The following is a 26,333-nucleotide window of genomic DNA, read 5'->3' as shown; positions in this document are numbered from 1 at the left end:
GTCCCTTTCACGATTTCCGGCATTGGGGGCGTTCTCCTTTGTTCTCCGAGCCACGAGGGCCCGCGGCCCGGGGTCAGGGAACGGCGGTGTCGATCCTTTCGAGCAGTTCGGTCTCCTCCACCGAGGTCAGACCGGCCTGCCGTTCACGATCGAGCCCGGCCTCCTTTTCGTACGCCAGGGTCGCTTCGGCGGTTTCGGCGAGAGGACGGACGGACAGCCCCGCCTCCAGGGCGGGGGCGGTGTCCCGGTCGACCACTCCGTGATGGCTCTCGGGGAGCCAGAGCGGCAGCGAGTGCGGCCCCTGCCAGGGCATCACGCCCGCTTCGAAGAGCCGGTCCGGTGACACCGGAACCGGTTCCAGGTCGGAGGCGCCGACCGCGTCCGCTATCCCCTCCAGCACCGACCCCAGCGTCGTCCGCGGACCGGACGCGTCGAAGGTTCCGGTGAGTCCGCGCTCTCCGGAGAGCACGATCCACTCCGCGAGGTCGCGCACGTCGATCAGTTGGCACGGCTGGTCGGGTGCGTCGGGAACCAGCGCCCGCCCGCCGCGGGAGAACCGGGCCGGCCAGTACCCGAACCGGTCGTACGGGTCGCCGGGGCCGCAGACGAGACCGGGCCGCACCACCAGGGCGCGGTCGCCGACCGTCTCGACGACCGCCTTCTCGGAGGCGACCTTGATGGACCCGTAGGCGCCGAAGTCCTCGGGGCCCTCCGGGTCCGCGTAACGCGGTTCCAACAGGGGGTCGTCCACACCGCCGCCACGCCGGGACAGGTCGGAGTACACGTTCATCGTGGAGACGAACGTCCAGTGCCCGGCCGTATCCGCGAACTCGGCGAGGGCCTCGCGCACCCACCGGTAGGAGATGATCGCCGTATCGACCACGGCGTCGAACCTCTCGCCGCGCAGCGGGGCCAGTCCGTCCTCGTCGTCACGATCCACTCTCACCAGTCGGGCGCCCTCGGGGACGGGCCCGGACCGACCTCTCGCCGCGCAGACCACCTCGTGTCCGCGGGCCACCGCGGCGGCCGCCACCTCTCGGGACAGGAACTGAGTACCGCCCAGTACCAACCAACGACTCATTTCGTCACTCCTAACCACGTCGGATCACGGCGCGAACACTGATGATCAGCCCCAGCAGGCACCACACGATGAGCACCACCAGGCCCTGGCCGCTGGGCTCGAACCTGTCCGAGAGCAGACCGGCGCGCAGCAGGTCGGCCGCGGCCTGGAAGGGAAGGACGCTGTGAACGGCCTGGAACCATTCGGGCAGCTGCTCCTTCGGGAAGGTGACGGGCGAGAAGAGCATCACGAAGAACACCATCACCTGGCTGACCAGCTGCGACATCATCGGTGACAGCAGCATCGCCGTCGCGTAGCCCACCGAGACGGCCATGATCGTGGCGAGCACGAACGCCCCCACCAGCAGCGGCCAGTCGATCGAGTACTCGATCCCGTAGCGCAGGCGGGCCACCAGCACCGTCACCGGAATGCTGGGCAGGGCGATGACCAGCCAGACCACCAGATCGGCCACCAGCAGCAGCGGACGCGGAACGGGCAGCGCCCGCTGATAGGTCAAGGTGCCGCTGGTCCGGGCACCGGCCACCCCCCACGGGCACAGGACCAACCCGATGACGAGGATCAGGATCGTGGGAGCGCCCGTGGACAGCAGCTCGGCGGTGGGGGCGTCGATATCGGGGACGAGGAGCCCGAACCCGACGACGACCGCTCCCGCGATGGCCGCCTGGACCACGATGAACAACGGCATCATCGCCCCGGTCTGGGCCATCGTCCAGCGCAACAGGGTCCAGACCGTCATCCCCAGGTGGGCGCGCTCGGGGATCGGTGGGAGCGCTTGACCCTCACGGCGCTCGCGCGTGATCGCTTCAGACATGGGCGGACTCCTCGTGGATAGATTCGGCGTCGGCCGTGGCTGCGAGGTAGGCGTCCTCGAGCGTGGTGGGTGTGAGCGTGTATCCCTCGACCCGACCGGAGGCACGGAGCGCGGTCGCCCAGGCGACCGCGGTCGCGGCGTCGGACTCGGCGAGGCTCAACAGCACCCGACGCCCGTTACGGACTCGGCGGACGAACCGGAAGGGCGGTTCCTGGGAGGACGGGTCCTGGGCGTCCAGGGGCAGGGAGAGCTCGAGACGCATTTCGTCTCCCTCGGCTCCGCGCAACTGGCTCGGCGACCCGGAGGCCACCGCTCGACCGCGGTCGAGCACCACCAGCTCGTCCATCACGTGTTCGGCCTCGGCGACGTTGTGCGTGACCAGCAGGACCCCCGCGCCCTCGTCGCCGAGCCGGCGGACCATGTTCCACAGCCGCCTGCGGCGGGCCGCGTCCACGTCATTGGTCGGCTCGTCGAGGATGATCAGCGGCACCGGTGCGACCGCGGCCATCGCGAACGCGGTCAGACGGCGCACCCCGCCGGAGATCCCCCCGCCGTCGGGGGTGGCCCGCCGATCGATCCATTCCCGGATGTCCAGCTCATCGGCCATGCGCTCGGCGGCGTCCCGAGAGGCCGAACGGGACATGCCGCGCAGCCGCCCGGCGATCACGATCGCCTCCTTGGGCGTCAGCCCGTCCAGTGGTGCCTGGGCCTGGGCCTGAAGAGCCACACAGCGACGCGCCGTACCGGGGTCGGCGACGGCGTCGACCCCCACCACCCGGATGGACCCGCCGTGGGGTCGGAGCAGCCCTACGACCTGGGAGACCAGGGTGGTCTTGCCGGCACCGTTGTGCCCCAGCAGACCGACCACCTCTCCGGGTCTGACCCGCAGGCCGACCTCGTCGTTCGCCACGACCGAACCGAATCGCCGAGTCAAGCCCTCGATCTCGAGTATCGCGTCACCCACGCGTCACCTCCGTAGCTTCCTCGCGGCTCACAAACCATCAGACTTGAAATACCGCTGGTATCTTCGTAACAACAGTAGGAGCGTACCGATGGAACGTCAAGACTGCTACCGTTGAATGAGAGGTGACCCGAGAGTGACCGGCGGAGGGCGCTCTCCAGGGGGCGTCGGACAGGAGGAGACCCCGTGGCCGGACGAACTTCCATGAGCCCTCGGGCGGCGTGCCGCGCACGGCACGTGATCGCGCCAGATCCACGACGACCCTCCGGGCTTTCAGGATGAGCTCCGAACGGGATTACGCCAAGGGCTACAATAAGAACATGGATCAAAATCGGCTGACGCCCGTTCGAAGGAAACGAAAAACGCGGGCCGAGCAGAAGCAGGAAACCCGCAATGCTCTGATCGAGGCGGGTCTTTTGACCTTCAGCCGTGACGGTTACCATGGCGCTTCATTGGAGGAGATCGCCGATACCGCAGGATTCTCCAAAGGGGCGGTCTACTCGAATTTCGGAGGCAAATCCGAACTCTTTCTCGCGGTCCTGGACTACAATCTCAGCATCTTGCGCGGGGAACAATGGGACCCTCTCTCCCTCGCCGGTTCCACCGGGGAGGCCCTCCCCGGCCAGATCTTCGACGACCGGGACCAGGCCGAGAAGCTGGTGCGCGGATTCGAGCTCGCGACGCTGGAATTCATCACCACCGCCGCCCGGGACGACGCGCTCGTCCCGGCTCTGCGCACCCGGATCCAGGCTCTGCTCGATGCCTACCAGCGCGTCGTGGTCACCCACCGGGCACCCGACGAGGAGCTCGAGGTCGACGAGATCGCCCGGCTCATGGCCGCTCTCGAGCAGGGTGTGTCCGTCCTCGCCCTCAGCGGCATCTCCTCGATCGACGGTTCTCTGCTGCGCCTGGGGATGCGGCGACTGCTCGGCGACTCGGGCGGCTCCACCGACCGGTCCGATCACACCTCGATCCTGCCCACCGTCGAGCAGGTGCAACGGCTGATCAACGACGGCACGTCGGAGTCGGACACCTCCGATTAGGCCCGATCTCCGGCCGTGCCCACCGATCGGCGGGCACGGCCGGAGACCCGTACGACGGGCTCCGCGCGTGCGGGTCAGTGCCGTTGGAACTCGAACATGGTGAAGTCCACGTGGACGACGCCCTGTTCGTCGGCGGCGGCGGTGGCGGCGGGCGGAGACCCCATGAGCACCGCGGGGATCCCGATCGACTCACTGCGGTACACCCGGCCCGAGAAACCGGCGTCGGCCGCCAGTGTCCGCAGCCCCGCGGGGTCGCCCAGCGTCTCACTGGTCAACATGTAGATCCGCCCTCCGTCGGCCAGGTGCGGCCTGACCTCCTGGAAGAAGCGCCGGTGCAGCGCGTACCCGGGGTCGAAGACCGACCGCTCCACCTCGGTGGCGTGTCGACGCGATTCCGGCGCCCTGACCAGCGGGGGGTTCGAGCAGACCAGGTCGAACTCGTCGTCCGGGTCCAGTTCGGCGAACAGGTCGCTGGTCAACGCCTCCACCCGGCCGGCCAGACCGTGCCGGGCCGCGTTGCGCCTCGTGTTCTCCGTCGCGGCGGGGACCACGTCCAGGCCCACCACCCGCGTGCAGCCGCTCTTGGCCGCGACCACACAGGTGACGCCGGCGGCACAGCCGACCTCCAGGAACCGGGAGCCCTCGGCGAGTGGCAACCACGAGGTGAACAGGCGTGTCCCCGGATTGGGCTTCCAGACCCCGGGCAGCACGTCCCACCGCATCCCCATCAGGGTCGTGGTCGACCTCGCGCCGTCCGAACCCTCCGTTCGCGACAGCAGCCAATCGCCCACCTCGGCCGCAAGGGCGTTCTCCATGTTCCGTCCCTCCGTCGCCCGCGCTCGAACCATCAGAGAACCTCTCCCCCCGGGCGCGCAGGCGCGCCCACGGCCGTACGCGTCTCCCTCAGCTGCCACGCCAACTGGAGCCTCGACTCCATCAGCGCCACCATCGACTCACGGTGTCGATCCAGGAAGAAGTGCCCGCCCTCGTATTCGTTGACCTCGAGCGAGTGATCTGTGTAGTGCTCCCACTGATCGGGGGTCACCGTGTCGCCGCGCCCCAGCATCAGCACGAGGGGGCAGCGCAGGGGCACGCGCCCGGTGTCCTGATAAGCGCTCAAAAGGCGCAGGTCCGCCTTGATCGCGGGCGCGAAGTACGTCATGAAGTCCGCGTCCCGCAGGTACTCCTCCGGCACTCCGCCGTAGCGCAGCAACACGTCCCGGAAGCCCTCGGGCGTGTCCAGGTTCCCGACCCTCCTGAACCGGGCCCGGCACGGCGCCGAGGAGCCGGAGCTGAAAAACGTCAACGGCGCGTTTCCCAGCCGATCCTGGCACAGTTTCGCCACCTCGTAACCGAGGACGCCGCCCATGCTGTGACCCCAGATCGCGTAAGGACCGCGAAGCACGTCTTCGAACTCTTCGAAAATGTCTTCCGCGAGTTCACCGACCGATTCGGGCATCGGGGTGTTCAACCGGTTCTCGCGCAAGGGGTATTGGACGATGTTCAGGTCCACGATTCCACTGAACGCCTGCTGCCACCGGCTGTAGTAGAACCTGCCGGCGCCCGCGTGCGGAAAACACACCATCGAAATACTGTCCATAAGGATTACCGGGCACCTTCCGATTCGACGTTCACGTCCGACTCCCCGGACTCGGCCGCGGCCCTCCGCGCCAGGTACTCGACCTCCTCGTCGAGGATGGAGACCACCTCGGCGGGGTCCTCGACCCACGTGGACAGGATCACGATGTCCTGTCGGGTCCCGCTGACCTTGGACACGCAGTAGCAGTCGGCGTAGTCGAGCGTGTCCTGGTCCTCGGTGAGCAGTTCGAGGGTCATGTCCCAGATGGCGTCGTACTCGGCCTCGGTGCTGCCCGCGAAGTTGAGCATGCACGACGGTCGGAACCCGGTCCCCCGGGCCTCCTTGGTCGTCTGGAAGACCTTCCCGTACTTGAGCGCCGTCAGCGGGCCCGTGACGAGGTTCGAGAAGTTGACGTTGAACTTGTTCATCGATTGGAACTTCTGCTGGATGAGCACCTCCAGGTCCTCACGAACGCCCTGCTCTCCGGACACCACCAGGGGCAGGACGTCCGCCACCATCCCCATCACCCCGGAGTAGTCCACGTCCTCGTACACACGAGAGTTGAAGACCAGGTCGAGCGCGACCTTGTCGACGCCGAGCAGTCGGGCCACCAGACGCGCGTAGAGGTACAGGACCAGGGAGAACGGCTCGACGTCCTCTCCGTCACCGCTCTGTAGGCGCCGTAGGTCGACCGAGTAGCGGACGTCGCACATCCGACCGGTCCCCCGGCCCTCCGACGCGGCGAGGATCTCCTTGCCGTACCGCCCCCACGCTTCGAGATCGAACCTCTCGATGATCTCGTCGGCGCCGATACCCACCGGGCCCTTGCCCGTCTGCTCCTTCAGGTGCCGGAAGCTACGCGTGCGGGGCAGCGCCCGGGTCGTCCCCTCCGCCAGTTCCTGATAGCGCTTCACCAGGTCGGCGCGGAAGGCCTGACCGGACGCACCGTCGAAGATCGAGTGGTCGAACTGGAAGATCATGTCGTAGCTGCGTTCGTTGTACTTGACCAGCACCGCCTGGTACAGGATCGTGTCGGTCTTGAGGTCGACGTTCCATTCACGTTTGACCAGCTCCGCCCGTACTTCCTCCTGACGTCGCAGCGGGAGCGCCGAGAGGTCGATCCGGGGCAGCGTGAACGTCATCGGGGGCTCGTGCTCCTTCCACATCCTCCGTCCGAGGGATCTGACGAGGACACTGCGCATGAGCCCGTGGCGTCCGACGACGTCGCCCAGCGCACGCTCCAGCACGTCGACGTCGATCAGCTCACGGAACTGCACCAGGTACAGCTGCGGGCGCGCCCCGCGTGAGAAGTAGTGCTTCTGGGTCCCGCTGATGGGATAGGTCCATCGCACCGGCCGGGACAGGATCGAGCGCCGCATGTCCTCCTGTCGCCGGTCGATCTCGCCGAACAGCCGGTCCAGGCCTCCCTCCCGGGTCGGATCGCCGCCGAGCCGCAGGGAGGCGAAGTCCCGTCCGGCCAGGAAGTCCCGCTCGGCCTCCCTCGGCAGGATGTAGTGCGGTGTGAAGGCCTGTGGCAATCGCAGTTCGTTGATCCTCCTGACGATCGACACCCGGTCCTCCTCGCGGAAGCCGTCGACGAACAGGACGACCGACTCCTCCTCGTCGGCTCCGGCGGTGATCTCATAGAGGGCGCATCCGCTCTCCAGGCGCTCTCCGAGCAGGGCCGCCGCGCTCTCCAGCGAGTCGCACTCCTGATTGACCTGCTTGTCCGATCGGGCGAGCAGCCCGGCCAGCTCGCCGATGGTCGGATGGCTGTGCACGTCGCTGGCCAGAACGGTGTAACCGTGCCGCTCCAGGGCGCTGGTGAACTGGATCAGCTTCAGTGAGTCGAGCCCTGTGTCGAACAGATCGGCGCGCGCGTCGATCCCCTCCAGGCCGAGCAGGTCGGCCATCTCCCGCTCGATCACCGCCGCGACGGAGCTCCGTTCGTCGACCGCGCCGGACTCCTCCGGCTCCCCGATCGCCTTCCGTGTCGCCGCCGTCTCCAGCAGGTCCAGCCCGTGGTAGCCCGTCCGCATGCCGGAGACACGCATCTCGTACAGCAGGTCCAGCACCGACGGGTCCCCGTCATCGAGCCGCCCGAACGAGTACAGTCGCACGCCGTCGGCCTCCGCGTCGGTCACCGCGTTCCGGGCGAACCGGGCGGTGACGTCCGCGTTCCACTCGAACCGGTCGAGGTCGGCACGCGACACCACGCCGTACGAGGTTCCCAGTTCGTCCCCGGCCTCGCGGAGGCGGCGCGACAGCGTCCCCGGGTCCGGAGCGTCCGAGGCGTCGGAGCCGGTACGGGCGGCGTCCCGCAACGACGTGTCCCAGAGCACCAGGTGCGTCGTCCCCTTCAGAGCGCGGAGCCGGGAGATCAGACCTTCCGTGGTGTCCGCCCCCGTACGTCCGGTGACGGCGGCCATGACGGTGCTCCGTCCCTCCGTCCGGGCCCCGGCCTCCGTCGGCCCGTCCGCGCCGACGGCGAAGGGCAGGACGTCGACGCTGCGTTCGGGGCCGGTCGCCGAGAGCACGTCGTCGACCGCGTCGACCGGGCACACGACCACCGTCCGGCCGGAACGGGCCGCGGACCGACCACGATGACCGTGCAGCGGCACCATCGCGGGAACGAACCGGCCGCCGTCCCGGTAACGAGCGGCGACGGCCTCCTCCCTCTCCGCCTCCAGCTCCCTGCGCAGGCTCTCGCTCCAGGCCCTCGGGCCGCCGGGAGCGGTCAGCGCGGTGTCGCATCCGAGCGCCCGGACCCGCAGGTGCGGGTACTCCAGGTTCAGGCCGATCATCTCCGGCAACGATGATCCCTCGGGGCCGGCGGGGGCGACGGTCTCCAAGAGCACCAGATCGCGCACCGGCCTGTCCCGCAGACCGGATACGACGTCGCACAGCCGCCGCACCAGCACCGACGCGTCCGCGCCCGGCCGATGGTGGACCACCACGGTGTCCCCGACCAGCGCGTGTTCCTCCAGGTCCGCGGCCAACCTCCGCAGATCGTCCTCATGGCCTCGACGAACGCGGGCGCCGACCGCCCCGTCGAACCGGTACTCCCCACCGAACTCGACGTAGAGCGGCGTCCAGTACGGCACCTCGTCCATCACGCGCCGGATCCGCGACCGGTCCTCGGTGAACACGAGGAGCACCCTGTGCCTGCCGCTCTCACCCGAGTCCGGGAGCAGAGCGGAGGACCAGGTCAGCTGGAGCGCGTGCCGCGGTGCTCCGGTGGCGGGAACGGACACCGGCCGCCGTTCGACGACGGGGCGCGGCCGGTCGTCGGCCGTGGAGAGGAGCTGTTGGAACTCGCCGATGTCGATCGGGTACTCGGTCCGGTCGAAGGCGTAGAGCGGGAGCCGCACCTTGCTCGGCGCTCGGCCCTTGTGGAACGCCGGCCAATCCAGCGCGACGCCCGCCTCCCACAGCTTCCTGATCGCGGTGGCCAGGTGCTCGCCGTCGTCGACCTCCTCCAACCGGTGGCGCAGCATATTGATCGCACCGGTCCGCGTGCCCCGGGCGGTACCGCGTACGAACGACGACAGTGACTTCCCCGGCCCGACCTCGACGAACAGGGCGTCGCCCCGCTCCATGATCGTCTCCACGCCGTCCTTGAACCGGACCGTGCGTCGGATGTGCTCGCAGTAGTAGTCGGGATCGGTGGCCTGTTCCGGTGTCACCCACGTACCCGTCACGTTCGAGACGTAGGGGATCTCGGGCGCTCTGAGGTCCACCGACGAGGCGATCTCCCGGTACTCCTCCAGGATCGGCTCCATGTACTGCGAGTGGTACGCGTGGGCCGCCTCGACGTGGGTGAAGGTGATCCCCTGCTCGGCGCACCGCTCCTCGAACGCGGCGATCGCGGCGGAGGCGCCGCTGACGGTGCAGTCCTCCGGCGCGTTCACCGCCGCTATGGAGAGCTCGTCGGTCAGCATCGGCCGGATCGTGTCCTCGGACGCCTTCACCGAGGTCACCGCGCCCTCGGGGGTGGTGTCCACCAGAGAGCCCCGGGTCAGCACCAGCCGGAGCCCGTCCTCCAGGGAGAACACCCCGGCCACGCACGCGGCCACCAGTTCGCCGGTGCTGTGCCCGATCATCCCGCGCGGCCGGATCCCCCAGTCGAGGAGCGTGCGCGCCATCGAGTACTCGACGACGAACAGCAGGACCAGGCTGACCGCGATGTTGTTCAGCTGCTTCTCCTGCGCCACCGTCTCGCCGAAGAAGACCTCCCGCACCACCGGGCTTCCGAGTTCGTCGGTGATGGCCAGGCAGTCGTCCACACGGGCCCGGAAGACGCTCTCGGTCTCGTAGAGGCCGCGGGCCATACGCAGGTGCTGCGCGCCCGCCCCGCTGAAGAGGAGGTAGACGTCGCGCCGCCCGTTCCTGGGCAGGTGCGCCGGTTCGTCTCCGGCGTCCAACGACTCCTGTAGGCGCTCCCTCAGCCGACCGATCCCCCCGAAACCGACGGCGTAGCGATACGGCAGGTCGCGCTGGCGATTCTGGAGGGTCCAGGCGAGATCGGCGCCGTCGATGTCCGGGTTCGCGGCCAGATGGTCGACGAAGTCCCGCTTCATCCGCGTGATCGCCTCGGCGGAGGCCGCCGACAGCACGAACGTGTTGTGGGCGCGGCCGTCGGAGGCCGGACGCCGGGGTTCCGGGGCCTCCTCCAGCACCAGGTGGGCGTTGGTCCCGCCGATGCCGAACGCGCTGACGCCCGCCCGTAGCGGGAGCTCCCGCCCCGACTCGGACCGTTTGCGCCGCATCTCCTGTCGCTCCCCGGCGATGTAGAAGGGAGTGCCGTCGAGCCTGATCCCCGGGTTGAGCGTGTCGAAGTGCAGGCTCTGCGGGATGGTGCGTTCCTTGAGCACCTTGCAGGCCTTGATGAACGAGGCGACCCCCGCAGCGGTGTCGAGGTGCCCGATGCTCGCCTTGAGCGAGCCGACGCCGCACGAGTCCGGTTCACCGGGGCCGAACGCCTTGGACAGCGCCTCCATCTCCACCGGGTCGCCGAGGGCGGTGCCGGTGCCGTGCGCCTCCACGTAGGAGATCTCGGAGGGTTTCACCCCGGCGACGCGATGGGCCTTGCGGATGACCTCCGCCTGCCCCTCGATGCTGGGCGCGGTGTAGCCGACCTTGCGGGTGCCGTCGTTGTTGACCGCGGAGCCCTTGATCACCGCGTAGACGCGGTCTCCGTCGCGCAGCGCGGCCTCCAGCCGCTTGAGGACCACGATCCCGACGCCGTTGCCCTCGACGGTGCCGCCGGCCGCCGCGTCGAACGCCCGGCAGTGCCCGTCCGGGGAGTGCACCATGTTGGGCCGGTGCTGGTAGCCGTTCTTGTGGGGCAGGCTCAGACCGCTCCCGCCGGCCAGCGCGATCTGGCACGAGCCGGTCCAGACGTTGCGGCACGCCACGTCGATGGCGACGAGGGAGCTGGAACAGGCGGTGTGCAGAGTGAAGGCCGGACCCCTCAGACCGAGGGAGTGGGAGATCCGGGTCGCGGCGAAGTCCTTGTCGTTGAGCTGCATGCCGGAGAAGGCCGAGCCCGCGTCCTCGTTGAACCTCCGCTGGGTGTCGACCTCCCAGGGCATGTTGTTCGTCGCGCCCAGGAACAGGCCGATGGCCTCCTTACGTCCCTCGGCGGAGTAACCGGCGTCCTCGAGCGCGTGGTAGACCTCCTCGTGCAGGGCGCGTACCTGCGGGTCGAGCACGGTCGCGTCGGCGGGCGTGTAGTTGAAGAACCTCGAATCGAAATACTCGATGTCCGGGAAGACGCCCTTCGCCCGAACGTAGTGCTCGTCCTCCAGCGCCTTCGGGGAGACCCCCATCTCGATCAGCTCGTCGTCATCGAACCGGGAGATCCCTTCGACTCCGGCGAGCAGGTTGCTCCAAAGGTCCTCGACCGACGCGGCCGAGGGAAACCGACCCGCCATGCCGATGACGGCGATCTCCAGTCCGGTGTACCGGTAGTCGGGCTCAGTCGCGTCGGACATCGTCGACGCCCCCTTCACTGTCGTCCATCATCCGGGCCATCAACAGCTGTGTCCTTACCGCCTGCTCCTGCTCGGGCTCGTCCTCGGGTTCCTCGTCCACGGACGGTCCGGCGACCGAACCCGAGTCGAGGTGCTCCGCCAGCGCGGAGATCGAGGTGAACTCGAAGAACAACGTCAACGGCAGATCGCGGTCGGCCTTCGCGCGCAGCCGGTTCCTGATCGCCAACAGCGTCAACGAGGTCACGCCCAGGTCGAAGAAGTTCCGCTCGACGTCGACGTCACCGCTGTCGACCTCGAGGACGTCCGCCACGATCTCGTGCAGGATCCGCTCGGTGCCGTGGGCCGGTCCCGGGTCCCGGCGGGCGCGGTCGGCCACGGCGCGAAGACGGGAGCTCTCCAGCCCCTCCTTGTCGACCTTCCCGTTGCGGTTGATCGGGACGGCCTCGATCCGCGTCACCGAGGCGGGGATCATGTAGCCGGCCACCTTCGTGCCCAGCTCCCGCTGCACACGGTCGGGGGTCAGTTCCCCGTCGGCCACGTAGTATCCGGCGAGCCGTGTGCCGTGCTCGAGCTCGACGGTGGTCACCACGGCCTCCTTCACGCCCTCGACCGAGCACAGGGCGTTCTCCACCTCGCCCAGCTCGACCCGGAATCCGCCGACCTTCACCTGGTCGTCCATGCGGCCGAGGCAGTCCAGGGTGCCGTCGGGGAGCTCGCGAACCAGGTCCCCGGTGCGATAGAGGCGTTCTCCGGGGATCCTCGCGAGGGAGACGAACCGCTCGCGGTTCAGATCCGGCCGGTCGTGGTAGCCGGTGGACACGCCCTCTCCTCCGACGCACAGCTCTCCGACCGCGCCCGGCGGCAGAGGGTTCAGGCCGTTGTCCAGGACATGGGCGGTCGAATGGGCGATCGCCCGGCCGATGGGGACGCGCGCACCCTCGAGGTCCTCCGGCCGGATGGTGTGCGTCGTGGAGAACACCGTGTTCTCGGTCGGCCCGTATCCGTTGACGAGCTTCACGTCCGGACAGGCCTGGGCCACCTTCGCGACGTGTCGGACCGACAGCGCGCTGCCCACTACGCACAGGTATCGCAGCGGCGCGAAGATCTTCGGATCGTGGTCGCCGTGCTGGTTGAAGAGCACCGTCGGGATGGTGACGTTCCGGACTCCGTGCCGGACGATCGTGTCCCGGAAGCGATCGGCGTCGAGCAGGTCCAGTTCGTCGTCGGGGAGGACGAGCGTCCCCCCGCTCAGCAGCGCCCCCCACACTTCGAGGGTGCTTCCGTCGAAGGCGGGCGAGTTGACGAACAGAATGGACTGCTCCTCGCGGAAGTCCACGAACTCCTGGTCGGCGAAGAGCCGGAGCACGTTGCGGTGCGTGATGTAGCAGCCCTTGGGCACGCCCGTCGACCCGGAGGTGTACATGAGGTAGGCGCGGTCCTCGCCACTGATCCTCGGCGGCTCCGGGGCGTCCCGGCCGGTGTCCTCTCCGGGCCCCTCGACCAGGAGGGCCTCCACCGAGCTCGGGACCAGGTCGGTGAAGTCCGCGACGGTGCACAGGTGTCGCACCCCGGCGTCGGCCAGGACGGTCTCGATGCGTACCGGGGCGTCCTTGACGTCGACCGGGACATAGTGGTTCCCGGTCTTGAGGATCGCGAGAAGGGCCACCACCAGTTCGGGACGGCGGTCCGCCAGGACCCCGATCCCGGTGCCCCCGCCGACGCCCCGGTCGATGAGGGTCCGGGCGACCGCGTCCGACCAGCGGTCCAGGGTCCGGTAGGTGTACTCCGTACCTCTCCAGACCATGGCGGTCCGGTCGGCGTGCGTACGGACGACCTCCCCGAACACCTCCACCAGGGAGGAATCGATCGGGATCCGACCCGCGCCGGTCGGCGCGGGCTCCGACACGCGCGGCTCCGGCTCCCACATTCCGATGTCCCTGACCCGGACGTCGGCGTCCCGGACCACGGCGGACAGGACGGCGACCAGGCACCGTTCCAGCGTCTCCATCAGACCGTCCGAGTGGACGGCGGCGTTGTAGAGGAAGGCCACACCCAGGCGGGCGCCGGGGGTGACCACGATGTTGAAGTCGTAATCGGTCCGCTCGAAGACCTCGACGCCGTGGAGGCGAGGACCGCCGTCCTCTCCCGCCCCGAAGTCCCGCAGCCGCTCCGACAGCGGATAGTTCTCGAAGGCGATCACGTGGTTCAACAGCGCGTTGCGCAGCGGCGACAGGCTCTGCACCTCGTGCAGCGGGAAGTGCTCGTGGCCGCTCGCCCTCAGAGAGTCCGCGTGCACCGCACGGCACAGGTCCGCGAACCCCGTGTCCTCCCCCGCCGTCACCCGCACCGGCCGGGTGTTGGTGAACAGGCCGAGCATCTCCTCGATGCCGTCCATGTCGGCGTTGCGCCCGGAGACCACGCTGCCGAAGACGACGTCGTCGGTGTAGGTGAACTTCTGTAGCACCACGCCCCACACCGTTTGGAAGACACTGTTGGGCGTCACCGAGAGCCGACGCGCGAGGGACACCAGACCGTCGTGGAGGTGCCGCGGCAGCTCGAACCGATGGGTCGCGTCGACGTAGTCCGCTGATCTCTCGGGCACCGAGGACGGCGCGCCGCGACGGTCCCGAGGGAGCGACGCGGGACGCTCGTATCCGTCCAGCGCCTCCGTCCAGAACCGCCGCGCCTCGTCCTCGTCGTGCCGGTCCTCGTACCAGGAGACGTAGTCGGAGTACGGGCGGTCCTCGTACCGTTGGGTGAGCGAACCGGTGCGGACCAGTTCGTCGTAGTACCCGAACCAGGTCTGGAACAGCGGTGCCAGCGACCAGCCGTCCAGGATGATGTGGTGGAAGGTGACGACCAGGTGCCAGTGGCCGTCGCCGGTCCGCAGCAGCGCCGCCCGCAGCAGCACGTCCGCACCGAGGTCGAAGCCCCTGGCCCGGTCGGCGGCCTTGAACTCCTCGACCGCCTGTGCGGCGTCCTCCCGGTCGCGGTGGTCGATCACCTCGAACCGGGGCGGCCACTCCTTGAGGACCAGCTGGTAGGGGTCGTCGGTCCGCTCGAAGGAGAAGACCGTCCGCAGCACGCTGTAGTGGCGCGAGGTGGCCACGAGCGCCTCGCGCAGCCGGTCGGCGTCCACGTCGCCGGTACCGGTGAAGTCGAACTGTTCCACGTACGCGTCGGATCCGGTGTCGACGGCGTAGCTGAAGAACATGCCCTTCTGCATCGCGGCGAGGCCGGAGACCGATTCGATGTTCTCTGTGTCAATCATGAACTGAGCTCTCTCTGTACGCCACGTGCGGCGAGGACGCGGGTTCCGAGGGGGAGGGGTCCGTGCCCGGTCGGGGCCCGGCGGTGACCGTCACCGCTCTCCACCTCCGAGACCGGCGAGGATGTCGTCCAGCACACCCGGCCGGACCGAGGACGAGGTGCGAAAGCCCGGCCGGTCCGGTGCCGTCACCGCGTCACGGACGGTGTGGAACTCCTTCCGAACGGCGTCGGCCAGGGCCCGGTCGTCCCCGCGGGCCCGCCACGCCGCCGGATGACGCAGCTCGATCAGCAGATCCCCCTCTCTACGCCAGGCGATGACGTCGAGGACCCGAGGGGAACGGAGGTCCTCGTCGACGGTGACCTCCGCCGGCAGATGGACGACCTCGACACCCTCCGTGCGCCCGCCCTGCTCGCCGAGGTAGTTGACGCCGACCTGCGGACGGATCCCGGTGAGCAGGGCACCGTCCTCACCCGTCCCCGGGTCGAATCGGCGCAGAGGACCGTAACCGGACCCCTTGCCGGGAAGCCGGTCGAACGAGCGGCGGACGGCGTGCAGGGTGTCCGCGACCCCGTCCTCGACCCGCACGAGATGGGGGAAGACGGAGGTGAACCATCCCACCGTCCGGGTCAGGTCCCGCTCCTCGGAGAACCGCTCCCGCCCGTGCCCTTCGAGGGCGACCAGGATCCGGTCGCGGTCCCGCCAGGCGCCCAGGGCACGGGCGATGATGGCGAGGACGGTCTGACCGGGCTCCACGCCGTGGGACGTGCGGGCCGCGTCGAACACCTCCTTGACCTCGGCCGCCGGGAAGCGGAGCACTTCCGAGACGGTGTCCGCGCGCCGGACGTCGTCCTCGTCGAACATCCTTCCCGCCGCCTCGGCCCGCCGGGCCAGGCCGGTCCAGTACGGCCTCTGATCGCGAAATCCCCCTTCCCGCGCGTGTGCCGCCAGTTCCGCGGTCCACGACGGGAACGACACGGTCTTGGGGGCGAGCGGAGCGGACGGGTCCGCGAGGCAGGACAGCAGGTCCTCGATCAGGATCCCCCACGAGACCACGTCCACGGCCAGGTGGTGGACGGCCAGCGCGCACTGTTCGCCCCGCTCCCCGAGCCCCGTCGCCAGTGCGACGGCGGGGCCGGATTCCACGTCCACCCGCCTCTGGAGCGTCCTCAGGTAGTCGGTGAGCTCCTCCCCGGCCAGGCCGGCGGGCGCCGTCTCGGAATGGACCGATCGTTCCGCGTCGGGATCGCACAGCACCAGCGCGTCACCGTCGAGTCGAACGCGCAGGGCGTCGTGGAAGCGGACCAGCCGCTCGACCGCCTCCACCAGGGCCCGTTCGGGCAGCGGGGTCTCGGAGGTGAGCAGCACGCTCTGGGTGAAGACCCGGTGGCGGTCGTCGACCGCGTCCACGAACTCCTGTTGGACGGGGCTGGGGACCAAGGGCCCCGACACGGGGTTCTGGTCGTGGAGCCGTTCCTCGCCCCGGTCGACGGACGCCCGCCCGGCCAGCATGCGCACGGTCTGGTTCTCGAGCAGATCCGATGCCCGGATCACCAGCCCCTCTCGCTTGAGCGCGGCCGCGATCTGGATCGCCTTGATCGAATCCCCGCCGAGGGCGAAGAAGTTCGCGTCGATGTCGGCCACCTCGGCACCCAGGGCACGTTCCCAGGCCGAGGCGATCCGCCGCTCGGCCCCGGTCCGCGGCGGAGTCGCGGTCGCCGCCGCGGAGAGGTCCGGAGCCGGCAGCGCCGCCACGTCCAGCTTGCCGTTGTCGGTGAAGCGGACGTCCTCGTCGACCCGGACGATGAACGACGGCACCATGTAGTCGGGCAGCCGTCGGCTCAGGGCGGAGCGCAGGCGCGCCTCGTCGGCTTCGGCGCCGTCCTCGTAGCGGACCCACAGGCAGAGGCTTCCGCCGCCCTCGCCGGCCTCGTGGACCGCGGCGTGAGCCCACCGGACGTCCGGTTCGTCGACCGCGGCGTGCACGATCTCGGCGGTCTCGACGCGGTGGCCCCGCAGCTTGACCTGCTGGTCGATACGGCCCGTGTAGAAGAACAGCCCGTTGCTCCGGAGGGTGGCCAGGTCACCGGTCCGGTACAGCCGGACGCCGGGGACGTCGGGCGACTCCACGAAACGCTCGGCCGTCAGCCCGGGCTGGTTCAGGTAGCCGTCGGCCAACCCCGCGCCGCCGATGCAGAGCTCGCCGGGGACCCCGATCGGCCGCATCCTCAGAGCCTCGTCGAGGACGTACAGCGAGGTGTCGTTGATGGGACGGCCGATGGGTACGGCCTCCCGCTCCTCATAGGAGTCGAAGACGTGCACGGCGGCGAAGACCGTGGACTCCGTCGGCCCGTAGCCGTTGGCGATCCGTCCCGGGCCGAGGAGGCGGAAGGCCCGCTCGACGTGGGCGGGCGAGGCCGCCTCTCCCCCGAAGATCAACCTACGGATGCCTCCCAGGCGCTCCGGAACGTTGTCGATCAGGGCGTGGAACATGGTGGCCGTGATGAAGAAGCTGGTGACGCCGTGGCGTTCGATCTCCGAACCGAGCCGGTCGAGGTCCAGCACCTGCGCCCGTTCCAGGACGACGAGCGACGCACCGTTCGTGAGCGCGCCGAACATGTCGTAGACCGCCCCATCGAAGGAGTAGTCCGACATCAACAGGAAGACGTCGTCGGGGCCTGCGGTGTAGAACACCGATCCGCGCACCACGCGCAGCACGCTCTCGTGCCGGATCACCGTGCCCTTCGGGACACCGGTGGTGCCGGAGGTGTACATGACGTAGATCGGATCCTCGCCGCCGCCCGACAGGCCCGGGTCGAGGGCGTCCTCGGGACCGGCCGTGGACTCGGCCGTGGCCGACTCCACGATCCGGACCCGTTCGTCGGCGAACCCGGCGGCCCGTTCCGCCCGTCCGGCCGTGGTCACGACGAACTCCGCGCCCGAGTCCCGCAACATCAGGCCGAGACGTTCGCCGGGGAACTCGGGGTTGAGGGGCACGTAGTAGCACCCGGCCTTCAGCACTCCGAGGACGGCGACGACCATCTCCGGCGAGCGGTCCGCGAGGATCGCGACCGGCGACCCCGGTGCGGCCCCCTGCCGGGCCAGGTGGTGCGCGACCCGGTTCGCCCGCGCGTTGAGCTCGCCGTACGAGACCCGCTCGTCACCGGCGATCAGCGCCGTGCGCTCGGGTGCGATGGCGGCCTGTCGCTCGAAGAGCCCCGCGACACCGTGCTCCTCCGGCCGCGGAGACGGTGTCGTGGCGAAGCTCCGGATCAGCTCGGTCTCCCGCTCCGGCACCAGGGGGAGCGTGCCCAACGCGTCCGAGTCGTCCGCGGCGAGGACGGAGCGCAGCAGCGTCATGTAGCGGTCGGCGTAGAGCCGCAGCGTCTCCTCCCGGAACAGTGCGGTGGAGTACTCCCACTCCATCAGCAGCCGTCCGCCGGATTCGCGGGCGCTGAGCGTGATGTCGTACTTGGCGCTGCCGTCGTCGAACGTCACCACCCGTTCCCCGGAGTGCTCCAGACCCATGTCGGTGTTCTGGTAGACGAAGCAGGTGTCGAACAGCGGACGGCGCCCGGGTTCACGCGGCGGCCGCAGGTCCTCGATGATCAGTTCCAGCGGGCAGTTCTGGTGCTCGAACGCCTCGAGCACCGTGGACCGCAGGGCGGAGTAGAACCGACCGACACCGTGGTCGCCTTCGACGGACGTTCGCAGTGGCAGCGTGTTCACGAACATGCCCACGACATCGGAGTAGCCGGCGTCCGGCCGACCGTGGACGGGCATGCCGACGACGACGTCGCGCTGCCCGCCGAGCCGGCTCAGCAGCTGTTGGAAGACCCCCAGCAACACCATGGAGGGCGTCAGGTTACGGGCTCGCGCGTACTCCTTCACCGCGTCGAGGGTCGCGGCGTCCGCCTCGGTGAACAGGGTCGCCCCCGCCCCGGAGACGGCGTCGGTCCGCTGCCGGTCGGTGACCAGGTCCAGCACCGGGACACCGTCGGCGAACCGGTCCCGCCAGTACCGGCGCCCGCGCAGGACCTCCTCGGACTCCTCCAGTTCGAGCAGTCCGATCACCGCCGAACGGTAGCCGCGGGTCGGCGCGTGGAGTTCGGCCCCCTCCACGATCGCCGCGAGGTCGCGGAAGAGGATCCCCATCGACGTGCCGTCGGTGACGATGTGGTGGAAGTCGATCGCCACGCAGCTCACGCCGTCACCGAAGTCGAAGCAGCCGATGCGGAAGAGCGGGCCCCGGTCGAGCCGGAACGGCCGCACGAAGGACGCCATCTGCTCCCGGGCCCGGTCCTCGTGGCTCTCTCCGGGGCCGGGGGCGTCCAGGAGGCGATGTTCCACCGAGACCTCGACGTCGGCGTGGACGCGCTGCACCGGTTCGCCGTCGACGAGGTGGAAGGTCGCGCGAAGGCTGTCGTGGCGGCGCACGAGATCGCGCATACCCGCTTCGAGACGGGCGATGTCGATCGTCTCGTCACTGATCGTCAGCCCGGTGATGTTGTACGCGACCGAGTCGGCCACCAGGTCGGAGGAGTGGAACATGGACCGCTGGGACGCGGTGAGCGGGAGCTCGTACTCCCGGGGCTCTTCGCCGACGGGGCCGTCACCGTCTCCGGCGGTCTCCGGGGCGCGGGCGAGGTGGGCGCGGATCCGTTCCTCGGTGAGACCGAACTCCTCGGCGACGGCGGTGGCGAAGTCGTCGAACACCGGCGTCCTCAGCAGCAGGGGCGGAGGTACTCCGAGGTCGAACTCCGCGTTCAGCAGCTGGACGATCTTCAGGGAGGACACGGAGTCGCCCCCGAGGGAGAAGAGGTCCTGGTCTCCGCCGATCTCGGCGTGGCCGAGGACCTCCGACCACACCGCCGCGACGACGGTGTGCGCCGTGAGCGGCTCGGGCGCGTCGCCGGAGCCGTCCACGCCCCGTGCCCACCGTTCCAGGACCTCCCGCAGACGGCCCGTGCCCGCCGCGTCTCCCTCGCCGCCCCCGATGGGGGGCGTCGAGGCCGCGACCACAGTCTCGTCCCAGTAGCGGGCGTGGTCGAAGGGCTGTGGGGGAAGCGGGACCCGGCGGCCGCTCTCCTCGAGGGCCTCGAAGGGCCTGGCTCGACGGAGGAGATAGGCGGTCACCACGTCCCGATGGCGCCGGAACCGTTCGGGGAGGTCGGTCCATCGGTCGGTTCCGTCGCCGGAGGGGAGGGCGGCTCCTCCGCTCCGCCGCCCACGGTCGGCGGCGGAGGCCTCGGGGCGCCCGCGTAGGACGGCCGTACGCCCGTCGGGGAACGGCTCCTCGTGCTCATCGCACGGACGGAGGAGGCGCTCCAGGCCGGCCCGCAGGGCGGCGCGATCCTCGCAGAGGACGGCGGCCCGCACCGGCTGGTGCTCACGGCCCACGCGCATGGTGTGGCAGATGTCGTCGAGGTGGTACTCGGGGTTCCTGTCGAGGAACTCCAAGTGCCGCGCCGCGGACCGTGCGAGCAGCGATTCGTCGCGCGCCGAGATCACGAAGAGGTGGGGCTCCCCGTCCGTCCTCGGTCGTGGCGGGAGCGGAGGCGCCTCCTCGAGCACCACGTGGGTGTTGGTCCCGGTCAGGCTGAAGCTGCTCACACCCGCCCGCCGGGGCGTCTCTCCCGGTTCCCATTCCGCGAACCGGGAACTGATGTACACCGGCGAGTCGACGAGGTCGAGGTACCGGTTGGGGACGTCGAAGTGCAACGACGGGAGGAGTTTCCGGCGATCGAGGCACAGGACGGTCTTGACCAGCGACACCAGCCCCGCGGCCCCGACCGTGTGCCCGACGTTCGACTTCACCGATCCCAGAGCGCAGAACTGCCTGCGATCGGTGAACTCGCCGAACGCGGCTTTGAGGCCCTTGACCTCGATGGGGTCCCCGAGGGCCGTTCCGGTTCCGTGCGCTTCGATGTAGGACAGCGACTCCGGCGGGACGCCGGCCCGCTTCCAGGCCTTCACGAGCACCTCCTTCTGGGCCCGGGCGTTGGGGGCGGTGATGCCGTTGCTTCGACCGTCGTTGTTCACGGCGTTGCCGAGGATGACCCCGTAGACGTGGTCTCCGTCGGCCGTGGCCCTGGCCAGCGGTTTGACGTGGACACCGACGACGGCCTCGCTCCAGACCGTGCCTCGCGCACGGGCGTCGAACGCCCGCACGTGGTCTCCCGATTCGGTCTCGCTACCGAGGCTTCCCGGGGAGAGGAACAGGTTGACCCCGGCGACGAGGGCGCTGTCGCAGTCGCCCTGGCGGATGGCCTTCATCGCCGAGTCGAGCGCCACCAGCCCTGATGAGCAGCCGGTGTCGGTGACCGAGGCGGGCCCCCGCAGGTTCAGGTGATAGGAGAGCCGACCGGCCAGCATGCCCGGCCACGACCCCGTGAACGCCGCGAAGTCCGTCTCGGAAAGGAACGGCAGATAGGACATGCTCAACCGGTGCGAGTGGTCGTTGCCGACGAAGACACCGACCGGAGCGCCGTCCATGGAGTCACGGGCGTGACCCGCGTCCTCCATCGTCTCGATGAGGACCTCCAGCACCTGCCGGTGGTAGGGGTCGAGTTCCATGGCCGCGCGCGGAGGGATCCCGAAGTACTCCGGGTCGAACAGGTCGATACGGTCCAGGAACCCGCCCCGGCTGAGGTCGGTGGGGTTCGGAAGGACCCGGCGCAGATCCTCCATGCGAGCCGGGGGGAAGTCGCCGATCGACTCACGTCCCGCCGCGAGGTTGTCCCAGAACTCCTCCTTGTTCGACGCGCCCGGAAGGCGGCAGGCGATCCCCACCACGGCGATCGGATCGTCTCCCGAGCCCGCCGCGCTCTGGGGGGATTCGATGGCGCGGATGAACTCCTTCGCCCGTTCGACGCCCAGGCGCTCCTCCCGCACCTGCGTCAGCAGGTACTTCAGGAGCTCCTTGCGTGTCCGTTCCCGCACCCCGGTCACCATCGCTCTCCGCTGTCCTCGATGTCGTCGAAGACGGAGATCAGCTCCGTGTCGCCGATCTCGGCCAGTGCCTCCCGCAGGGACCGGTCGCCTTCCCGGTCGTCCGTCCCTCCGGCGTCCGCGCCGCGCTGCTCGTCGATGTAGGCGGCCAGGTCGACGACGGTGGAGTACGAGAAGAGGTCGGCGACGTCCACCGTCTCGGGATACGCCTGCTCGACCTTCGACAGCAGGTTCGCGGTCATCAGCGAGTTCCCGCCGAGTTCCTGGAAGCCGGCGTAGGCGTCGATCTCCGTGAGGCCGAGCACCGAACCGTAGATGGACGCGATCCGGAGCTGGGTCGGGGTCGGATCCGACACTCCGGCCAGGACGGCGTCACCGCCCGCTTCGCCGGTCTCCGACGGCTCCTTGGCCGCGTTGCGGGCGGCCGTGGCGACTTCGGCCGAGACGGTGAAGGGGAGCGTGTCCCACTCGCGCTCCAGTACCGGCAGGTTGAAGTCGGCCGGAACGGCTCCGTCGACCGGATGGCGCAGGAAGTACGCCAGCCAGGCCAGGCCGCCTTGGATCGAGACGGGCGTGAACGGGGCGTCGTCCGCGTCCACGTCGTGGTCGACGGCCATACCCGCACCGGTCCAGGTCGGCCAGTCGACGGACAGGACACGTGCGCCCTCCGCCCGTGCCCCGGCCGCGAGGGAGTCCATGAAGGCGTTCGCCGCGCTGTAGTCCCCCTGCCCGAATCCGCCCGTGACCGCGGTGATCGACGAGAAGAGCACCACGAACGGGTCCGGATGCTCGGAGGCGAGCTCCAGCAGCGCGACGCTTCCGTCGACCTTCGGGGCGAGGACGGCGTCGTAGACCTCCCGCCGCTTGGAGCCGAGGAAACCGTCGCCGGCGACGCCCGCCGCGTGGACGATGCCGGTCAGGAGCACCCCGTCGGCCTTCAGCCGTTCGCCCAGACCGCGGACCTCCTCGGCCCGCGACACGTCGCAGCGCACGTACTCGGCCGCGGGGAGCCGTTCCAAGCGCCGCTTCGTCGCCTCGCCCAACTCCGAGCGTCCGGTCAGGACGATCCTCTCCGCCCCCCGCGCCGCCATCTCCTCGGCGATGTTCAGACCCAGTCCACCCGCGCCTCCGGTGACGAGGAAGGCGCCTCCGGCGTAGGGGTTCTCGGAGACCTCGTCCTCGACCGCCGTGACGCGCTCCAGGCGCCGGGTGTACAGACGGGTCCCGCGGATCGCCCGCGGCACGGGTCCCGGAGCGCCCAGGCACGCGCGGACCAGCAGATCCGTGTCCGTACCCGGCGGCGCGTCGAGGACGCCGACCGGCAGGTGCTCCTGCCCGATCACCATGGCCAGTGCCGCGGTGGCCGCCGCGTAGGGGTCCGTGGCGGTGTCGTCGTCGGTCACCCGCCAGGCGTTGCCGCCGAGCACCCGCAGCCCGAGGGGGAGCTTGACCCGGTGGGTCAAAAGCTGCTTGTACAGCTCGAACAGAGCGTCGACGCCGCCGCCGCGACGGTCCGCGTGGGCGAGCCCCTCGTCGGCGGTGAGGTCGGCGGCGAACAGCAGGCCTTGGGCCCCTTCCGAACGCAGCCGGGCGCACAGGGCCCGTACGTCGTCCTCGTCGGGCGCGCCCGATCCCAGGTGGCACGGGAGGACCCGCACCCCCGCCTCGGTCAACGCTCCGATGAGCTCATGGCCGGCCGCGGTCTCGCCCACCACGACCCCCCAGACGGCGTCCGGGTCCTCCCGCTCCTCGGGCGGCTCGGTCTCCGTCCAGCCGACCCGCAGGAAGCGACGGGGTCCCGTGACGCTGAAGCGTGTCCAGTCGACCTTCTTGACGGTGTAGCCGCCGATCCTTCCGAAGACCGCGCCGTCGAGGTCGAGCAGGTCGATGTCGAAGGTGATCGTCTCGTCGCCGGGGGCACCGCGGACCGTGCGCACCAGCGAGTAGTACGACTCGGGTGCCGACCGGTGCAGGACGAAGTCCTTGTACATGTAGGGCAGGTAGGTCCGGCCCTCGCTCTGCGAACTGACGTTGACCGCGTTGTCGAGCATCGCCGGGTGCAGTCCGTAGACCTCGGTCTCGGCGTCGACGCCCTCCCGAGGCCGCAGCAACGCCAGGGTCCGATCCTCGCCCCGCCACTCCGCGCGTACGGAGTCCCAGCGCGGACCGAACCGGAAGACGCCGGTGTCGGCCTCGAAAGCGACCGGGTCGACCGTCCGGGCCGCCGCGTTCCGCACCGCGGGGACGTCCACGGTGCCCGGCCGTTCCTCGGCGGGCGCCCCGCCCACCCTGCCCTCGACGTGCGGGATCCAGTCCTCTCCGTCCTTGCTGAGCACCTGGAACGTGTAGTCGTCGCCCGACCGGTCGAGCCGTGTCCGGACGGCCGCCTCGGAGCCGGCGTCGACGGAGAGCGGCATGAGGAAGACCACGTCCTGGAACCGTACGGCTCCGGCTCCGGCGACGGCGGCGTAGGCGGCCCTGGCCATCTCCAGGTACGTGGTGCCCGGCACCACCGCCCTGCGATCGATCCGGTGGTCCGCCAGTACCCAGTGCCTTTCGACCGACAGCGTGTTCTCGAACACGGCACCGGTGTCCGTCCGACCGACCTCGGTGCCGAGCAGCGGGTGGGCCTCCGAGCTCCTGAAGTCCCGCACCCGGGTCCGCAGCGGCCTGGCCCAATGGCGGGTCCGCGCGAACGGATAGGTCGGCAGCGGAACCCGCCGTCGGGCGTCCCCCCGGTGGTACGCGGCGAAGTCGACCCGCGCGCCCCGCACATAGAGGGAGGCCAGCCTGTCGAGCGTCTTCTCCTCGCCGGACGTCCGATCGGCGACGACCGCGTCGGCCTCGGCCGAGAGGCGTTCCAGCGACTGCCGGGTGACGTCCCCGGGGGAGAACACGCCCTTCTTGTCGCTGACCACGGTGTGCGCCCCGTAGTGGACGCCCTGGTCCTCGTCGGTGCCCAGGCCCCGGGCGCGGACCCGGTCCACGGCCTCCGCGAGCTGCTCCTTGCTCTCCGCCGTGATCAGGAGCCGGTGCTCGTGGTGCGCGCGCCCGACGTTGGACGTGTAGCAGATGTCGGCGAGCGACCACGCGCTCTCCGCGAGCATCGCGGAGTAGCGTTCGAGCAGCTCGTCCAGGGCCTCGCCGGTCCGGGCGCTGACGGTGAGGCAGTAGCGCCGTCTGCTCTGCTCCGCGGGGCGGTACGCGGGGGCCTGTTCCAGTACCAGGTGGCAGTTGGTCCGGACGAAGCCGAACGAGCTGACCGCGGCGCGTCTCGGGGTCCCCGCGGGGGTGTCCCAACTCGAAAGACGGTCGTGGACGTAGAGCGGGCTCTCGGGGAAGTCGATGTAGGGGTTGGGTACCTCGAAGTTCGCCGTCGGGGGCAGCACGCCCGTCTCGAGGGCCTTGACCACCTTGGTGACGGCCGCCACCCCGGAGGCGCCCACCATGTGTCCCATGGTGGTCTTCAGCGACCCGACCCCGCAGAACTGCCGACGCGAGGTGTGTCGACGGAACGCGTCCGACAGACCCTTGATCTCGATGGGGTCTCCGAGCGCGGTACCGGTGCCGTGGGCCTCGACGTAGGTGATCGTCTCCGGGTCGACGCCCGCCCTCGACCAGGCGTCGAGGATGACCCGCTCCTGTTGCTCGGCCCTCGGCGCGGTGATCCCGCTGGACATACCGTCGTTGTTGATGGCCGAACCCTTGATGACCGCCAGTACGTGGTCCCGGTCGGACAAGGCGCGCGCCAGCGGCTTGAGGACGACCATGCCGGCGCCCTCGCCCCACACGGTCCCGTCGGCCCGGGCGTCGAAGGTGCGCACGGTGTCGTCATGGGACTCGACGCTGTCCATCGTCGCCCCGGACATGTACGCGGCCTTCACCTCACCGACCTGCGACATGTTGAGCCCACCGGCGAGCGCCATGTCGCACTCGCCGGCCTGCAACGACTGGACGGCCTGGTGGATGCTCACCGCGCCCGCGGAGCAGGCGGTGTCGGTCATCAGGCACGGGCCGGTCAGATCCAGCACGTAGGAGATCCGGCTGGCGACCAGCCCCTCCCACGAACCGGAGAGCTGCATCGGATCACGCTCGGAGAACATGCGGTAGTACGAGTAGTTCGTCTGGTCACGCCCGAGGAAGACCCCGGTCCGCGTGCCGCGGACGCCGTCGCCGCCGTATCCCGCGTTCTCGAGCGCCTCGTACGCGGTCTCCAGTCCGATCCGCTGGTACGGGTCCATGTAATCCGCCTCCAGCGGCGGAATACCGAAGAAGCGCGCGTCGAACCGGTCGATCCGGTCCAGATAACCGCTCTTCGAATAGATGCGGTCCAGGTCGGCACCGTCCACCACCGAACCGAGGATGACCTCGGAGTAGTAGGGGTTCCGCAGGACCTCGTACATGTCCTCCTTGCGGGAGCGCGGAAAGTCGCGCACGCTGTTCCTGCCCTCCCGTAGGAAGTCCCAGAACTCGTCGACGTTCCCGGCCGCGGAGTAGCGTCCGGCCATCCCGATGACGGCGATGTCGGGCCGGGGGGACGACGAGGTCGTCACCTCCTGCAACAGCGTCTTCGCCTCCTCCTTGCCGATCCGCCGCTGCGCGACCTGCTCGAGGATGAAAGCCTTCACCTTGTCCATCTGGCA

10 protein-coding genes are annotated in these 26,333 nt (G+C 69.7%); 1 reads left to right on the top strand and 9 read right to left on the bottom strand.

The window, feature by feature from the left end:
- Positions 1 to 73 precede the first annotated feature (73 nt).
- The 3 genes from U9J66_RS12745 to U9J66_RS12735 are packed head-to-tail and all read right to left on the bottom strand — an operon-like array spanning position 74 to position 2,826.
- A complete protein-coding gene (locus U9J66_RS12745; RefSeq protein ID WP_326337764.1) occupies positions 74 to 1,081 on the bottom strand; it encodes an NAD-dependent epimerase/dehydratase family protein in 1,008 nt (335 codons plus the stop codon).
- A gap of 10 nt (positions 1,082 to 1,091) precedes the next feature.
- Positions 1,092 to 1,892 carry an ABC transporter permease gene (locus U9J66_RS12740; protein WP_014911462.1) on the bottom strand — a complete coding sequence of 267 codons (801 nt, stop codon included), beginning with the start codon at positions 1,890 to 1,892 and terminating at the stop codon, positions 1,092 to 1,094.
- Entirely contained in the window at positions 1,885 to 2,826 is a 942-nt protein-coding gene (locus tag U9J66_RS12735) for an ABC transporter ATP-binding protein (RefSeq protein WP_202421495.1), read from the bottom strand. The genes U9J66_RS12740 and U9J66_RS12735 overlap by 8 nt, the downstream gene beginning before the upstream one ends.
- Positions 2,827 to 3,131: 305 nt before the next feature.
- On the opposite strand from U9J66_RS12735, the gene U9J66_RS12730 reads away from it, so the two are divergent.
- On the top strand, positions 3,132 to 3,896 hold the full coding sequence (locus tag U9J66_RS12730; RefSeq protein ID WP_326337763.1) for a TetR/AcrR family transcriptional regulator: 765 nt from the start codon (positions 3,132 to 3,134) through the stop codon (positions 3,894 to 3,896).
- 74 nt (positions 3,897 to 3,970) lie between these two features.
- On the opposite strand, the gene U9J66_RS12725 is transcribed toward U9J66_RS12730, so the two are convergent.
- The 6 genes from U9J66_RS12725 to U9J66_RS12700 all read right to left on the bottom strand — a co-directional run bounded on the left by U9J66_RS12725 (position 3,971) and on the right by U9J66_RS12700 (position 26,327).
- Positions 3,971 to 4,711, bottom strand: a complete 741-nt coding sequence (locus U9J66_RS12725; protein ID WP_042284735.1) for a methyltransferase — start codon at positions 4,709 to 4,711, stop codon at positions 3,971 to 3,973.
- 32 nt (positions 4,712 to 4,743) lie between these two features.
- Entirely contained in the window at positions 4,744 to 5,481 is a 738-nt protein-coding gene (locus U9J66_RS12720; protein ID WP_108914158.1) for a thioesterase II family protein, read from the bottom strand.
- Between the two features lie 20 nt (positions 5,482 to 5,501).
- Positions 5,502 to 11,471 (bottom strand): polyketide synthase, encoded by a 5,970-nt coding sequence (locus U9J66_RS12715; RefSeq protein WP_326337762.1) that lies wholly within the window; start codon positions 11,469 to 11,471, stop codon positions 5,502 to 5,504.
- The gene (locus tag U9J66_RS12710) at positions 11,455 to 14,742 is read right to left on the bottom strand and encodes a non-ribosomal peptide synthetase (protein WP_326337761.1); all 3,288 of its coding nucleotides are present in this window, start codon (positions 14,740 to 14,742) and stop codon (positions 11,455 to 11,457) included. Before U9J66_RS12710 ends, U9J66_RS12715 begins: the two co-directional genes overlap by 17 nt.
- Before the next feature lie 90 nt (positions 14,743 to 14,832).
- Positions 14,833 to 21,681 (bottom strand): non-ribosomal peptide synthetase, encoded by a 6,849-nt coding sequence (locus U9J66_RS12705; protein ID WP_326337760.1) that lies wholly within the window; start codon positions 21,679 to 21,681, stop codon positions 14,833 to 14,835.
- A 5-nt stretch (positions 21,682 to 21,686) separates the two neighbouring features.
- On the bottom strand, positions 21,687 to 26,327 hold the full coding sequence (locus U9J66_RS12700; protein ID WP_042284627.1) for an SDR family NAD(P)-dependent oxidoreductase: 4,641 nt from the start codon (positions 26,325 to 26,327) through the stop codon (positions 21,687 to 21,689).
- Positions 26,328 to 26,333: the final 6 nt, after the last annotated feature.

It is taken from the genome of Nocardiopsis sp. LDBS1602, assembly GCF_035818715.1.
Classification (GTDB): domain Bacteria; phylum Actinomycetota; class Actinomycetes; order Streptosporangiales; family Streptosporangiaceae; genus Nocardiopsis; species Nocardiopsis alba.
Note: the sequence above shows the minus strand (reverse complement) of the source record. Positions and strands in the feature narration are given on the sequence as shown.

Coding starts and splice junctions, on each gene's coding strand:
- U9J66_RS12715 (WP_326337762.1), bottom strand. CDS start 11,471: ATGTCCGACGCGACTGAGCCCGACTACCGGTACACCGGACTGGAGATC.
- U9J66_RS12730 (WP_326337763.1), top strand. CDS start 3,132: ATGAGCTCCGAACGGGATTACGCCAAGGGCTACAATAAGAACATGGAT.
- U9J66_RS12745 (WP_326337764.1), bottom strand. CDS start 1,081: ATGAGTCGTTGGTTGGTACTGGGCGGTACTCAGTTCCTGTCCCGAGAG.
- U9J66_RS12720 (WP_108914158.1), bottom strand. CDS start 5,481: ATGGTGTGTTTTCCGCACGCGGGCGCCGGCAGGTTCTACTACAGCCGG.
- U9J66_RS12700 (WP_042284627.1), bottom strand. CDS start 26,327: ATGGACAAGGTGAAGGCTTTCATCCTCGAGCAGGTCGCGCAGCGGCGG.
- U9J66_RS12710 (WP_326337761.1), bottom strand. CDS start 14,742: ATGATTGACACAGAGAACATCGAATCGGTCTCCGGCCTCGCCGCGATG.
- U9J66_RS12740 (WP_014911462.1), bottom strand. CDS start 1,892: ATGTCTGAAGCGATCACGCGCGAGCGCCGTGAGGGTCAAGCGCTCCCA.
- U9J66_RS12725 (WP_042284735.1), bottom strand. CDS start 4,711: ATGGAGAACGCCCTTGCGGCCGAGGTGGGCGATTGGCTGCTGTCGCGA.